This is a genomic window from Paraburkholderia nodosa (assembly GCF_001718195.1).
Classification (GTDB): Bacteria; Pseudomonadota; Gammaproteobacteria; order Burkholderiales; family Burkholderiaceae; genus Paraburkholderia; species Paraburkholderia nodosa_A.
In genome coordinates, this window is the sequence record NZ_MCNV01000003.1 from 524,195 (window position 1) to 538,931 (window position 14,737).

Sequence of the window (14,737 nt, forward strand, 5' to 3'; positions counted from 1 at the left end):
GAGATTTCGATGGTGCGACGCGCAAGCCTCCACTGGCTGCGGCCTGCAGATCCGGCCCCCCTGGCCGGATGACGAGCTGACTCGCCAATCGAAGTGATACGTTATATCATCTCGCCTTCGCGACGCCGACGCGACCGCGTCCGCTTTCAGGCTCCCTATAGACAAGGATAGAACCATGATCACGTTCAGCCGCGCCAACTGCACGCCCCGGGCTGCCACCACAGACGCGCGCCGTCGCGTCACGCTCGCGCGCCTCGCGGGCGGGCTCGCGCTCGCGCTGGTCGGCGCGTTCGGCGGCGCGAGCGCCGCCCTGGCGGCGCAGGCTGTCAGCGCCACGATTCCGGTTGTCGCGGCGGAGAACTTCTATGGCGATGTCGTCAAGCAGATCGGCGGTAATTACGTGGATGTCACGAGCATCCTGAGCAACCCCGACCAGGATCCACACCTCTTCGAGGCCAGCCCGAAGACCGCGCGCGCGCTCCAGAATGCGCGCGTAGTGGTGTACAACGGCGCCGATTACGACCCGTGGATGACCAAGCTGCTCGGCGCCACCGGCGCCGGCAAGAACGGCGCCAACCGCACGACGATCGTCGCGGCGGACCTCGTCGGCAAGAAAGCGGGCGACAATCCGCACCTCTGGTACGACCCGAAGACCATGCCCGCCGTGGCGCGCGCCGTGAGCGCCGCGCTCGGCGCAGCGGACCCCGCGCACAAGAGCGTGTACGATGCCAACCTGGCAACGTTCCTCGCCTCGCTGCAGCCGGTCGACGCCAAGGTCGCGGCGCTGCGCGCGCGCTACCAGGGGCAGCCCGTCACGGCGACGGAGCCGGTGTTCGGCTATATGTCGGATGCGATCGGCCTCGACATGCGCAACCTGCGCTTCCAGCTCGCGGCGATGAACGACACCGAGGCAAGCGCCTCGGACATCGCCGCGTTCGAGCGCGACCTGCGCGAGCACCGCGTGCACGTGCTGATCTATAACAGCCAGGCGACCGAGGCGCTCACGCGGCGCATGCTGGCGCTGGCGAAGCAGTCGAAGGTGCCGTCCGTGAGCGTGACCGAGACGCAGCCGGCCGGCGTGACCTTCCAGCAATGGATGCTCGCGCAGCTCGACGCGCTCGACAAGGCGCTGGCAGCGGGAACAGCAGGGCAACACTAACCGTATTCAGCAAGGACAGATGTCATGACCGGGGCCGGCTCTTCGCCCACCGATATCGCTTCATCGCGCAACGCACAGCACAACGGCGCGCACCGCGCGCCCACGCCTGTGCTCACGCTAGCGGGCGTGACGCTGACGCTCGGCGAGCGCACGATCCTGCGCGACGCGAACTTCGCGGTGAACCAGGGCGAATTCATCGGCGTGCTCGGCCCGAATGGCGCGGGCAAGACCACGCTCATGCGGGCGATTCTCGGCCTCGTGCCGGCCTCGCACGGCGCGATTCGCGTGCTGGGCGAGCCGGTCGCGCGCGGCAACGCAAAAATCGGCTATATGCCGCAAACGCGCACGGCGCTCGCGAGCCGCCGCGTGCGTGGCCGCGACTTCGTGGCGATGGCCGCCGACGGCCACCGCTGGGGCCTGCCGCGCGCCGACGCCGCCACGCGCGCCGACGTCGCGCGCGTGCTCGATCTCGTGGGGGCGACCGCACTGGCGGACCGCCCGCTTTCGGAGCTTTCGGGCGGCGAACGCCAGCGCCTGCTGCTCGCGCAATGCCTGCTCGGCGACCCCAAGCTGCTGCTGCTCGACGAGCCGCTCATCAGCCTCGACCCCAACCACCAGCGCGGCGTGGTCGAACTCGTGCGCCGCGTGCAGCGCGAGCTCGGCATCGCGGTGCTGTTCTCCGCGCACGAGCTGAACCCGCTCCTCAACGCGCTCGATCGCGTGCTCTATCTCGGCAACGGCGTGGCCGCGCTCGGCAGCGTCGATGAAGTCATCACCGCGCCCGTGCTCTCGCGCCTCTACGGCTCGCCGATCGAAGTGATGCGCATGAAGGGCCGCATCTTCGTGATGTCGGGCGGCGTGGAAGTCGAAAAGCACGACCACGAGCATGAGCACGACCATGGCCACGACCACGGCGGCCATGGCCACGCGCACGGACATGCCCACGGCGACAACAACGACAACACACACGGCCACACGCACGATGCTTGAATACGATTTCATGGTGAACGCCTTCGCGGCGTCGGGCATCGTCGCGGTGCTCGCGGGCGTGGTCGGCTATTTCCTCGTGATGCGCGGTCAGACCTTCGCGGGCCACGCGCTCTCGCACGTCGGTTTCACGGGCGCGACAGGCGCCGTGCTGCTCGGCGTTTCGCCGCTGTGGGGCATGGTGGGCTTCACGCTCGCCGCCGGCGTTTCGATGGGCGCGCTCGGCGAAAAGCTCGCGGGTCGCGATGTCGCGATCGGCGTGATTCTTTCGCTCGCGCTCGGCTTCGGCCTGCTGTTTCTGCACTTCTTCACGTCGTATGCCACGCAGGTCACGGCGCTGCTGTTCGGCAACGTGCTGGGCGTGAATCGCGAGACGCTCGGCGTGCTGGCCGCCCTCGCCGCGGCGAGCCTGGCGGCGCTGGCCGCCATCATGCGGCCGCTGCTGTTCGCCTCGCTGCAGCCCGAACTCGCCGAAGCGAAGGGCGTGTCGCTGCGCGCGGTCTCGATGCTGTTCCTCGCCATCGCCGCGCTCGCGGTGGCCGCGTGCACGCAGATCGTCGGCGTGCTGCTCGTCTTTACGCTGATGGTCGGTCCGGCCGCCGCCGCGCAGAATCTCACCACGCGCCTGTCCACCGGCCTCGTGCTCGCCGCGCTGCTCGCGCTCGTGCAGGCGTGGCTCGGCGTGACGCTCGCGTTCTACACCGACTGGCCCACCAGCTTCTGGATCACCGCGCTCGCCGCGCTCGTCTACGGCGCGAGTCTGATCGGGCGTCGCTAGAACGCTGGATGCGCCAGGAAAAAAGCGTTGCCCCTCGCGGTGGCAACGCCTTTTTTGCTTCTACGGCTTCACCTCGATGAGCACCTCGCCGGCGCGCGGACCGATGCCGGTGCGAACCAGGTTCGAACGCGGCCGTATAGATCGATGAAGCGCGCATAGCGCTGCGCGAGCGCGGCGTCTTCGCGCGGCGACGCCACTTGCGTCGCGGCCGGCGCAAGCGCCGCGAGGTCGCTCATGCGCCAGTGTCCACAGGCGAGGCCGCCCAGCATCGCGGCGCCGCGCGCCGCTGCGTTCGGGCAGTCGATCGCGTAGAGGTCCGCGTCGAGCGTGTCGGCGAGCAACTGCCGCCAGCGCGCATCCACCGAGCCGCCGCCCGCGAGCTTGAGCGTCGGCACACTGCGCGCATCCCGCGTGCCGCCATCGACGGCTTCACGGGTGCTGCGCACGGCATCGAGGCCTGCACGCAACGCAAACGCGACGCCCTCGAACGCCGCGCGCATGAGCGTGCCGCGCGAGTCGCCGAGCGCAGCGCCCAGCCAGCCGCCGCGCGCGGCGGGGTCGAGCCACGGCGAGCGCTCGCCGCTCAGGTAAGGCAGGAACGCGAGCGTCGCCGACGGCGGCACGGCGAACGCATCCGCGTAAGCCGAAGCCCAGTCGTAGGCCAGCCAGCCGCGTGCCGCTTCGAGCGCCACGCCCACGTTCTGCATGGCGGCCATGGTGTACCAGCCGCCCGTCGCCGAGCGGTAGCGATGCAGCCCGCGCCGTGCGGGCGGCTCGCTGCGCGCGCTCACGACGATCTGGCCGCCTGTGCCCGTCGTGAGGAGCGCGTCGCCTTCGTCGGCCAGTCCGCTGCCGAACGCGGCGCAAGGCGTGTCGCCCGCGCCCGTCGCGAGCACGATGCCGGCGGGCAGCCCGAGCGCCTGCGCGGCTTGCGCGCTCAGCGCGCCGCACGCTTCATGCGACGCAGCCAGCGGCGCAAACCACCGCGCCGGCAGTCCGAGGCGCTCGATCAGCGCGAAGTCCCACGTGCCGTCGGGTGCGGCGAGCGCCGTCGCGCACGCATCCGACGGATCGGCTTTGACTGCGCCACCGAGCGCCACGCGCAGCCAGTCTTTCGGCTGCAGCGCCCAGCGCGCGGCTTGTGCGACTTGCGGCTCGTGCTGCAGAACCCAGCGCAGCAGCGGCCCCGCCATGCCAGGGGCCACCGGGTTGGGCTGCGGATGTTCGGGGTCGTCGGGCCACGCGTCGAGCAGCGCATGCGCGCGCGTGTCGGGCCAGAGCATCGCGGGGCGCAACGCGCGGCCCGCTTCGTCGGTGAGCACGACGCCGTGCATCTGTCCGGAAAAGCCGATGCCACGCACCGCGGCGCGCTCGCTCTCCGGCAATCGCGCGCAGGCCACGACGAGCGCGTCCCACCACCGATCCACGGCGATCTCGGCCCAGCCGGGCTGCGGTGTTTCGAGCGCATAGGCCACGCTCGCGGCGGCACGCTCGACGCCATCGCCATCGATGATGCCGAGCTTGAGTGAACCGGTGCCGAGGTCGATACCGAGAAAGCGTGTCTGCGATGGGCTCATGGCGAACGATGTGCGAGGTGGGTGGGGACGGGAAGAACGATCATACCGGCGAGCACGCCTCCGAATGTGCGTTGAGCGGGGGAATCAAACCTGCCGCGAACCCGCGTGCAACGCAGCCGATTTCGACGCGAATCATGCCCATTCGCGGGTTAACCCGTTGGGTGTTCGCGAGATGCAAAATGGCTCACATTGCGCATTCGAAATAGAGATCATAACGACGCTGCCATAGGTGACATGACCCGCTGGGCATCGCCGGCCTCACTTCGAGCCACCTGCACGCGCTCCGCCATGGCGCCGTACCGCCACGCCGCGCCGCGGCACCCACAGCGCGGAGCCGCCCAATCGCCGCAAACAGGGGGCTCCCCGCCTTGAGCCGCCGCACGCGCGGTCCGAACCGGCGCCTCGCGACGCCGCCATGATGCCGCCACGCGCGCCGATCTCACCCTTATGTCGCCGGCCCATCCCGACGGGCGCATATCGTCGCCGGAAAGCACGGAATAGTCTCCAGTGGTCTTGTTGCATATTTTCTTACCGCATACCTTGGAGGCCATACCCTTAAACCAAGAGACGGAGACAGACGACATGCAAGCCAAGGGCATTGAGGACCAGGCCGCCCAGCGGTCTGGCCAGAAGCAGGTCCACCCCTGCGACGAGCGCCTGCCGTTTAGCCAGCTGCTGACACTCGGCATCCAGCACGTGCTCGTGATGTACGCAGGCGCGGTGGCCGTGCCGCTCATCGTCGGCGGCGCGATCGGGCTGCCGAAGGACCAGGTCGCCTTCCTCATCAGCGCCGACCTGTTCGCCTGCGGCATCGCCACGCTGATCCAGACGCTCGGCCTGTGGATCTTCGGCATCCGCCTGCCCGTGATCATGGGCTGCACGTTCGCCTCGGTGGGTCCGATGATCGCCATCGGCACCAATCCGTCGCTCGGCCTGCTCGACATCTTCGGCTCGACCATCGCGGCGGGTGCGATCGGCATCGTGATCGCGCCGATGATCGGCAAGCTGCTGCGCTTCTTCCCGCCTGTTGTGGTGGGCACCGTGATCGCAGTGATCGGCCTCTCGCTCATGGAAGTGGGCATCAACTGGGCCGCGGGCGGCGTGGGCAACCCCGACTACGGCAACCCGATCTACCTCGGCCTCTCGCTGCTCGTGCTGATGCTGATCCTGCTCATCAACAAGTTCGGGCGCGGCTTCATCGCCAATATCTCGGTGCTGCTCGGCATCGTCGCGGGCTTCGCCATCGCGCTTGCGCTCGGTCGCGTGAACCTCGAAGGCATGGCCAGCGCGCCGTGGGTCGGCATCGTCATGCCGTTCCACTTCGGCATGCCGAAGTTCCACATCCTGCCGATCGCGACGATGGTGATCGTGATGTTCGTCACCTTCATCGAATCGACGGGCATGTTCCTCGCGGTAGGCGACATGGTCGAGCGCCCCGTCGATCAGGCCACGCTCGTGCGCGGCCTGCGCGTCGACGGTCTCGGCACGATGATCGGCGGCATCTTCAACTCGTTCCCGCATACGTCGTTCTCGCAGAACGTGGGCTTGATCGGCGTGACGGGCGTGAAGAGCCGCTATGTGTGCGCGATGGGCGGCGTGATTCTCGTGCTGCTCGGCCTCTTTCCGAAGATGGCGCAGATGGTCGCCTCCGTGCCCGCCTTCGTGCTGGGCGGCGCAGGCATCGTGATGTTCGGCATGGTGGCGGCGAACGGCATCAAGGTGCTCTCTCGCGTGGACTTCGTGAAGAACCAGCACAACCTGTTCATCGTGGCCGTGAGCGTGGGTTTCGGCCTCGTGCCGGTGGTGTCGCCGCACTTCTTCGCCAAGCTGCCGCCCGCGCTTTCGCCGCTGCTCCATAGCGGCATCCTGCTCGCTTCGGTTTCGGCGGTGGTGCTGAACCTGATCTTCAACGGTGCGAAGAGCGAGAAAGCCGCCGAGCGCGCCATCCGCCGCGCCGGGCACGATTTCGAAGGCCGCCCCGATGCCGCGCCGACGCCGGATACGGGCCACGAAATGCCGCGCTCGGCCGCGCACTGAGTCGATCCCACTGCACTGATCGAACCGGGTTTGAATGTATTGAGTTGACGCGAGAGGTGCCCCGCTCGCAGGTGCCCATCCATACACAGGCGGGCGGGGTCTTTTGCTGGTTCGGCGCCATGGGAAACCATGGCGCTTTTTTTAACCGCGCTGCGCACGCTCACACGCGAAAAAAAACGCCACGGTCTCCCGTGGCGTTCTGGCTTCCGATTCCGAAACCGTAGAGCGTTATCCCGCCGTCGCCGTAGCCGCCGAAGCCGCCGCCGGCGCGCTGGCCGCGCCGTAATCGGCTGGCGCATCGGGCTCGCGCGGCGTCTCGCCTGCATGCGCGATCCAGCCGCCGCCCAACGCGCGATACAGATCGACGAGGTTCGTCAGGCGCGCAAGGCGCGCCGTGACGAGCGACTGCTGCGCCGTGTAGAGGCTGGTCTGCGCGGCCAGCACCGGCAGATAGCTGTCCACGCCGTTTTTGTAGCGCAGTTCCGAAAGCGTGAGCGAGCGCTGGTTCGCAAAGGTGCTGCGCTCGAGCGCGGCGATCTGCTCGTCGTAGGTGCCTCGTGCAGCCAGGCCGTCGGCCACTTCGCGGAACGCCGACTGGATCGACTTCTCGTAGTTGGCGATCTCGATGCGCTTCTCGACATTCGCGAGTTGCAGGTTCGCGATGTTCGAGCCGCCTTCGAAGATCGGCAGCGTGATCTGCGGCACGAAACTCCATGCCGCCGTGCCCGCCTTGAAGAGGCCGCCGAGCGACAGGCTTTCGGTGCCGAACGCCGCCGTGAGCGAGATCTTCGGGAAGAACGCCGCACGCGCCGCGCCGATATTGGCGTTTGCCGCAAGCAGCGTTTGCTCAGCCTGCATGATGTCCGGACGACGCGTGAGCAGATCCGAAGGCAGGCCTGCCGGAATGTCGTTGACCAGCGGCTGGCCGTCGAGCGGCAGGCCTTGCGGCAGATCCGCCGGCAGCGGCTCGCCGATCAGCAGCACGAGCGCGTTTTCGGCCTGCGCGCGTGCCCGCAGTTGCGCCTGCATGTTGGCCTGCGCGTTCTCGACCACCGTTTGCGCCTGGCGCAAATCGAGCTCGGTGCCGGTGCCCGTATCGAACTGCGCCTTCGCGATGTTGTACGAGTCCTGCGCCGTCTTGAGCGTTTCCTGCGTGACCTTGAGCAGGTCGTCGTCGGAGAGCATGGTCAGGTACTGGTCCGCGACTTCCGAAACCAGCGTGATTTCCGCTGCCTTGCGTGCATACGCCGTCGAGAGGTACTGCGCCAACGCCTGGTCCTTCAGGCTGCGGATGCGCCCCCAGAAGTCCAGCTCCCACGACGCCTGCACGCCCACGTTGTAGACGCTGTACGGGTTCGGACTGTTCGGTGTGGTCAGCAGATCCCTCGGTGTGCGCGTGCGCGTGTCCGTGGCCACGCCGTTGATCGCCGGGAACAGCTCGGCGCGCGTGATCTGATACTGCGCGCGCGCCGCCTCGACGTTGAGCACCGACACGCGCAGATCGCGGTTGTTCTTCAGCGCGATGTCGACGAGCTGCTGCAGACGCGGATCGACGAAGAACTCGCGCCAGCCGATGTCGGTAGCCGCGGCGCCATTGGCGCTCGGGGCGGCCTGGCCGTTCTGGCCATTCGCGCCCCCGGCAACCGGCTGCGTCGCGTACACGCCGCCTTGCGGGAAGCTCTGCGACACCGGCGCTTCAGGCCGGTGGTACCACGGCTCCATCGTGCAACCCGCGAGGAGCGCAGCGGCCGCTGCAATTACGGATAGTTTATGCATCTCAATGTCCTTCCTTGCCCGGGCCGTCGCCGTTGCTGCCGCCGTTGCCACCTTCGCCACCACGGTCATTGCCACCCTGAGCGCCACCACCATTCGCGCCATTGTCCTGGTCGTGGTCGTGCGCGTGGTGCTCTTCGTAGTGCTGGAGCGCGACGTCCGCGTCCTCCTTCTCGCCGGCGAACTTCGCGCGAATCACCACGAAGAACATCGGGATCATGAAGATCGCGAGGAACGTGGCCGTGATCATCCCGCCGATCACGCCCGTGCCGATCGCGTGCTGCGAAGCCGAACCCGCGCCGTTACTGATCGCGAGCGGCAGCACGCCGAGAATGAACGCCATCGACGTCATGAGAATCGGCCGCAGACGCAGTCGCGAAGCTTCGAGCGCCGCCTCGATCGGTCCCATCTTTCCCTCGGCCTGCAGGTCGCGCGCGAACTCCACGATCAGAATCGCGTTCTTCGCCGAGAGACCCACGGTGGTCAACAGACCCACCTGGAAGAACACGTCGTTCTCGAGGCCGCGCAAGGTCACCGCCAGCAGCGCACCGAGCACGCCGAGCGGCACCACCATGATGACCGCGAACGGAATCGACCAGCTTTCATACAGCGCCGCGAGACACAGGAACACGACGAGGATCGAGATGCCGTACAGGATCGGCGCCTGCGAGCCCGACTGGCGCTCCTGATACGACAGGCCCGTCCATTCGTAGCCGATACCCGCGGGCAGCTTCGCCGCGATCTGCTCCATGGCCGTCATGGCCTGGCCGGTCGACTTGCCCTGCCCCGCCTGACCCTGGATTTCCAGAGCGGAAATGCCGTTGTAGCGTTCGAGCTTCGGCGAACCGAAGGTCCAGCGGCCTTTCGCCACCGAGCCGAACGGCGCCATTCCGCCCGCGCTGTTGCGCACGTACCAGAGGTTCATGTCCTCGGGCGTCATGCGGAACGGTGCATCGGCCATCACGTACACCTTCTTGATACGGCCGTCCGTGTCGAGGAAGTTGTTCACGTACGCCGACGCCCACGCGATCGAGAAGGTCTGGTCGACCGCGGCCGCCGTCACACCGAGCGCCTCGGCCTTTTCGCGGTCGATGTCCACGGTGAACTGCGGCGTGTCGTTCAGGCCGTTCGGGCGCACGAGTGCGAGCGTCGGATCCTTCGCAGCCATGCCGAGCAGCATGTTGCGCGCTTCCATCAGCTTCTCGTGACCGAGACCTCCGCGGTCCTGCAATTCGAAGTCGAAGCCCGACGCGGTGCCGAGTTCAGGAATCGAAGGCGGATTCACCGGGAACACCATCGCGTCCTTGTAGCCCGCATAGTGCATGAACATACGCCGCACCAGCGCCTGGACCTTCTGGTCCGCGTTCTGACGCTGCTTGTAGTCCTTCATCCGTACGAACACGAGACCCGAGTTCTGGCCACGGCCCGCGAAGCTGAAGCCGTTCACCGTGAACACCGACTCGACGATGCTACCTTCGTCCTTGAGCAGCCAGTTCTGGATGTTGGCGAGCGTGCGTGCCGTCGTTTCCTGGGTCGAGCCCACGGGCGTCTGCACGATCACGAACATCGTGCCCTGGTCTTCATCGGGCAGGAACGACTTCGGCAGGCGCACGAACAGCAGGCCAACCGCGACGATCACCGCGAGATAGATGATGAGCCAGCGGCCCGAGCGCTTGATCACGTGGTGCACGCCGGAGTGATACTTGTCCCGGCTCGTCTCGAACGTACGGTTGAACCAGCCGAAGAAGCCCTTCTTCTCTTCGTGATGACCCTTCGGAATCGGCTTGAGGATGGTCGCGCACAACGCCGGCGTGAGAATCAGCGCGACGAGCACGGACAGCACCATCGCCGCCACGATCGTGAGCGAGAACTGCCGGTAGATGGCGCCGACCGAGCCGCCCGAGAACGCCACCGGCACGAACACCGCGGAAAGCACGAGCGCCACGCCAACGAGTGCGCCGGTAATCTGGCCCATCGCCTTGCGGGTGGCCTCCTTCGGCCCTAACCCCTCTTCCACCATCACCCGCTCGACGTTCTCCACGACCACGATCGCGTCGTCCACCAGCAGGCCGATGGCGAGCACGAGACCGAACATCGACAGCGTGTTGATCGAGAAGCCCACCGCCGCCATGATCGCGAACGTGCCCAGCAGCACCACCGGCACCGCGATCGTCGGAATCAACGTCGCGCGCAGATTCTGCAGGAACAGGTACATCACGAGGAACACCAGCACGATGCCTTCCAGCAGCGTCTTGATCACTTCCTCGATCGACAGGCGCACGAACGGCGTCGTGTCATACGGGTACTTCACGACGAGACCGTGCGGGAAGTACCTCGAGAGGTCGTCGATCTTCTGGCGCACGAGCTTCGCGGTCTGCAGCGCGTTGGCGCCCGTCGCGAGCTGAATGCCCAGACCGGCCGTCGGCGCACCGTTGTACTTCGTGTCGAAGTTGTAGTTTTCGCCACCCAGACCAATACGCGCCACGTCCTTCAAGCGCACCTGCGAGCCGTCCTGGTTCACCTTCAGCAGGATGTTGCCGAACTGCTCGGGCGTCTGCAGCAGCGTCGATTCGGTGATGGTCGCCTGGAACGCCTGCCCCGCCACTGCCGGCGTGCCGCCCAGCTGACCGCCCGCGATCTGCACGTTCTGCGCGGTGATTGCCGCTGTGACGTCGGTTGGTGTTAGCTGGAAGTTCGTGAGCTTGTTTGGATCGAGCCAGACACGCATCGCGTACTGCGAGCCGAACAGCGTGACCGTACCCACGCCGTCGATACGGCTGATCGGGTCTTTCACGTTCGACGCCACGTAGTTCGCGAGGTCGTACTTGGTCATGCTGCCGTCTTCGGACACGAACGCGAGCACCAGCAGGAAGCTGCTGCTCGATTTCGTGACGCTGATGCCAAGCTGCTGCACCACCTGCGGCAGGATCGGCGTGGCGAGCTGCAGCTTGTTCTGCACCTGCACCTGCGCGATGTCCGGGTTGGTGCCCGCCGCGAAAGTCAGCGTGATCGTGGCCGTACCCGAGTCATCGGAAGTCGACGAGATGTACAGCAGGTGGTCGAGACCGCTCATCTGCTGCTCGATCACCTGCGTGACCGTGTTTTCCACCGTCTTGGCCGACGCGCCCGGATAGTTCGCGCTGATCTGGATGGAAGGCGGCGCGATGGTCGGATACTGCGCGACCGGCAGCGTGAACACCGATGCCACACCCGCCAGCATCAGGATGATGGCGATCACCCATGCAAAAATTGGGCGATCAATAAAGAACTTTGCCATGAAGCAGGCTCCCCGTTATTGCGCTGCGGAGGCGGCAGGTGCAGCCGAGGCAGCCTTCGGCCCCGATGCGGCGCTGGCGGCGTTCGCGTAGCCCGAAGCCGTTGCCATGTCGGCCGAAGGCGCGCCCTGCGGCGGCGGCGGCGGCAGCTGCGCGGGAACCGGCTTGACCTGCGCACCCGGCTTGACCTTGTCGGTGCCCTGAACGATCACGCGGTCGCCGGCGTTCAGACCGCTCTGAACGACCCAGTCCTGACCCTGCGTGCCCGCCGTGGTGATCGGCGTCGGCACGACCTTGTTGTCCTGGTTGACGACGTACACCGAGGCCTGCCCCTTCTGGTCATGCTGCACGCCGACCTGCGGCACGAGGAACGCGTTGTTGTTGATGCCTTCTTCGATGCGCGCGCGCACGAACATGCCCGGCAGCAGCACGCGGTCGGCGTTCGGGAAAATCGCGCGAACCGTGACCGAGCCCGTGGTCTGGTCGACGGTGACGTCGGAGAACTGGAGCTTGCCCTTTTCCGAATAGGTGCGGCCGTCTTCGAGGACGAGCGAGACCTTGGCGGCGTTCGGGCCGTTGGTCTTCAGGCGTCCTTCCTGGATCTCGCGGCGCAGCTTCAGGCCTTCGAGGCTGGACTGCGTGACGTCCACGTACATCGGATCGAGCTGCTGCACCGTCGACATCAACGTGGCCGCGCTCGCCTGCACGTAGGCGCCCGGCGTGACCTGCGAGATGCCGACCTGGCCCGAGACCGGCGAAGTGACGTCGGTGTAGCCGAGGTTGATCTGTGCCGTGTCGACGGCGGCCTTGCCGGCGGCGACGTCGGCTGCAGCCTGGCCCTGGGCGGAAATGGCGTTGTCGTAGTCCTGCTTGCTCACCGCGTTGGCCTGCACCAGCACCTTGTAGCGCGCGACCAGCGCGTTCTGCGTGACGAGGTTGGCCTGCGCCTTGGCGAGCGTGGCCTTGGCATTGTTCAGCGCAGCGATGTACGGCGCCGGATCGATCTTGTAGAGCCGCTGACCGGCCTTGACGAGCGCGCCTTCGGTGAATTCGCGGCGCAGCACGATGCCGTCCACCCGTGCGCGCACTTGCGCGACGAGATAGGCACTGGTGCGGCCGGGAAGCTCGGAGACGACCGGCACGGCGGACGGCTGGACGGTGACGATACCCACTTCGGGGGTTTGCGGCGGCGGCGCCGACTGCTTTTGCCCGCAGGCTGCGAGCACGATGGCAGCCGTCGCGACACTGATTAGGCGGAATGGAACCCGTTCGACGCGCATGGAGCGACCTCTGTCTATAACTGACAATAAAAGCGTGCGGCGTCCTGCAACGAGGAGGACGACCACGCACGCCAGCATCTGGCAAATACCTGACGGATAAACCCGGTACTTCTTCTAGAAGGCGCGTTCCGGTCTGCACATCCGTCCGGGCGATACTGCCGCGCGCCGCCGCGAGAGGCGTCGCGCATTGGGGTTTCTACGACCACTTGGCCAAGGACGGATATTAACCGGACATCACCATTTGAGGCACCCAGGTGGTGGGGTGCTATTATAGATACATTCGCGAACGAATGTAAAAGGACGTTACTTAACCGTTGAGGGGTGCTTCAGGAGCGATCCGCGCATCACCTCCATATTACAAATCAATACATTACGGTTCGCACCCCAAATACGTTCATTCACCCCCAACCTGCTGCAACGCACCGACTTTACAAAATGGCCCGCCGCACGAAAGAGGAAGCGCTGGAGACGCGCAACCGGATCCTCGACGCCGCCGAACACGTCTTTTACGAGAAGGGCGTGTCGCGCACTTCGCTGGCCGACATCGCCCAGACCGCGGGCGTGACGCGCGGCGCGATTTACTGGCATTTCGAGAACAAGGGCGACCTGTTCACGGCCATGTTCGACCGCGTGGTGCTGCCGCTCGACGAGCTGAAGGTGGCATCGACGGATCCCGGCGAGCCCGACCCGCTCGGGCGCATGCGCGATCTCTGCATTCTGTGTCTGCGCAATACGGCGACCGACGTGCGCCGCCGCCGCGTGTTCGAGATCCTGTTCCTGAAGTGTGAGTTCGTCGAGGAGATGGGCCCGGTGATGGCGCGCCATCAGACCGATATGCGCGAGGGCCTGGCGAGCATCGAACAGGGTTTGCGCAATGCGATGTCGAAGGGCCAGCTGCCCGCCGACCTCGACGCCAAGCGCGCTTCGCGCGTGCTCCATTCGTTCATCGGCGGCGCGCTGCGCGATATGGCGATCCTGCCGGACGCGTTCGACGTGGCGAGCAACGCCGAACTGCACGTCGACGCGATGCTCGACGCGCTGCGCTTCAGCCCGTCGCTGCGCATCGGCGCGAGCGCGTCGCAAGCCTGACGCCTACGCGCGCAGTTCCCGGATCGAACCAGGCGGCCCACTGACGGGGCCGCCTTTTTCTTGAGCGCTCAGGCCGGCACGCGGGTCGCCCGGGCCCGTTGATTCGACGCGTAGATGTTGTCGCGCGCGAGCGGCACGCCTTGTTCGACGGCGGCAAGCCAGGCATCCGTGTTCACGACCGCAGCGAAACGCGTATGCATCACCGCGCTGAATACGCGGTGGATCTCCTCGGCGCTCGCCGTTCCCGCCTCGTTTGCATACGGCACCGAACCGGTCGCATCGGCGAGAAACTCCACGGCAAGACCCGCGTGGGTCGCCTCGAACACCGTCGAGGCGTCGCAGTTATGCGTCATGTAGCCCACTACCGTGAGCGTGTCGATGCCGCGATCGGTCAGCCAGGCCTTGAGATCGGTGCCCGCGAAGGCGCTCGGCAGCGCTTTTTCGACGTAGTGGTCCCGCTCGCGCGAGGCCACGACCGGATGCAGTTCGGCGCCCACGCTGCCGCGCGCAAAGAGCGGCGAGTCCGCCGGGGCGAAGTTCTGCACCACCACGACCGGCACGCCGGCCGCGCGCGCAGCGTCGATCGCGCGGCCGATATTGGCAAGCGACGTCTCGATGGGGGGATATTCGATCGGCAGATCGCCGCTGACATATTCGTTCTGCACGTCGATGACGACGAGCGCCCGGCGCGGATTCGCGGACATGGCCATGCCTCCAGGGGTTGAAAGGAACCGACCGGTCCGAAGACGCGAAGTCGATGGCGGGATTGTGGCGCCGCGAGC

10 protein-coding genes are annotated in these 14,737 nt (G+C 66.6%); 5 read left to right on the forward strand and 5 right to left on the reverse strand.

Annotation, left to right across the window (positions count from 1 at the left end):
* The first annotated feature begins 175 nt into the window (after positions 1–175).
* Genes BFD71_RS08695 through BFD71_RS08705 form a run of 3 tightly spaced genes read left to right on the forward strand, consistent with a single transcriptional unit; the run spans position 176 to position 2,924 of the window.
* Positions 176–1,159, forward strand: coding sequence for a metal ABC transporter solute-binding protein (locus BFD71_RS08695; protein WP_083245130.1), 984 nt, complete (start codon positions 176–178; stop codon positions 1,157–1,159).
* A 24-nt stretch (positions 1,160–1,183) separates the two neighbouring features.
* Positions 1,184–2,149, forward strand: a complete 966-nt coding sequence (locus BFD71_RS08700; RefSeq protein ID WP_069262830.1) for an ABC transporter ATP-binding protein — start codon at positions 1,184–1,186, stop codon at positions 2,147–2,149.
* Positions 2,142–2,924: a metal ABC transporter permease gene (locus tag BFD71_RS08705; RefSeq protein ID WP_069262831.1), complete on the forward strand. Its 783-nt coding sequence runs from the start codon at positions 2,142–2,144 to the stop codon at positions 2,922–2,924. Before BFD71_RS08700 ends, BFD71_RS08705 begins: the two co-directional genes overlap by 8 nt.
* 68 nt (positions 2,925–2,992) lie before the next feature.
* Here the strand turns inward: BFD71_RS08705 and BFD71_RS08710 are convergent, their stop codons facing one another.
* The gene (locus BFD71_RS08710) at positions 2,993–4,501 is read right to left on the reverse strand and encodes a xylulokinase (protein ID WP_069262832.1); all 1,509 of its coding nucleotides are present in this window, start codon (positions 4,499–4,501) and stop codon (positions 2,993–2,995) included.
* A 582-nt stretch (positions 4,502–5,083) separates the two neighbouring features.
* Between BFD71_RS08710 and BFD71_RS08715 the strand changes: the two genes are divergently transcribed.
* Positions 5,084–6,538: a nucleobase:cation symporter-2 family protein gene (locus BFD71_RS08715; protein ID WP_069262833.1), complete on the forward strand. Its 1,455-nt coding sequence runs from the start codon at positions 5,084–5,086 to the stop codon at positions 6,536–6,538.
* 228 nt (positions 6,539–6,766) lie between these two features.
* Here the strand turns inward: BFD71_RS08715 and BFD71_RS08720 are convergent, their stop codons facing one another.
* From BFD71_RS08720 to BFD71_RS08730, 3 genes are read right to left on the reverse strand one after another with little or no spacing between them, the layout of a single operon-like run.
* Positions 6,767–8,314, reverse strand: a complete 1,548-nt coding sequence (locus tag BFD71_RS08720; RefSeq protein ID WP_069262834.1) for an efflux transporter outer membrane subunit — start codon at positions 8,312–8,314, stop codon at positions 6,767–6,769.
* Between the two features lies 1 nt (position 8,315).
* A complete protein-coding gene (locus tag BFD71_RS08725) occupies positions 8,316–11,588 on the reverse strand; it encodes an efflux RND transporter permease subunit (protein ID WP_069262835.1) in 3,273 nt (1,090 codons plus the stop codon).
* A 15-nt stretch (positions 11,589–11,603) separates the two neighbouring features.
* Positions 11,604–12,866: an efflux RND transporter periplasmic adaptor subunit gene (locus tag BFD71_RS08730; RefSeq protein WP_069262836.1), complete on the reverse strand. Its 1,263-nt coding sequence runs from the start codon at positions 12,864–12,866 to the stop codon at positions 11,604–11,606.
* 435 nt (positions 12,867–13,301) lie between these two features.
* Here BFD71_RS08730 and BFD71_RS08735 point away from each other — a divergent pair, with 435 nt between their 5' ends.
* Entirely contained in the window at positions 13,302–13,955 is a 654-nt protein-coding gene (locus BFD71_RS08735) for a TetR family transcriptional regulator (protein ID WP_069262837.1), read from the forward strand.
* Positions 13,956–14,023: 68 nt separating this feature from the next.
* Here BFD71_RS08735 and BFD71_RS08740 read toward each other — a convergent pair whose 3' ends face one another.
* A complete protein-coding gene (locus tag BFD71_RS08740; RefSeq protein ID WP_069262838.1) occupies positions 14,024–14,659 on the reverse strand; it encodes a cysteine hydrolase family protein in 636 nt (211 codons plus the stop codon).
* Between the last annotated feature and the right edge of the window lie 78 nt (positions 14,660–14,737).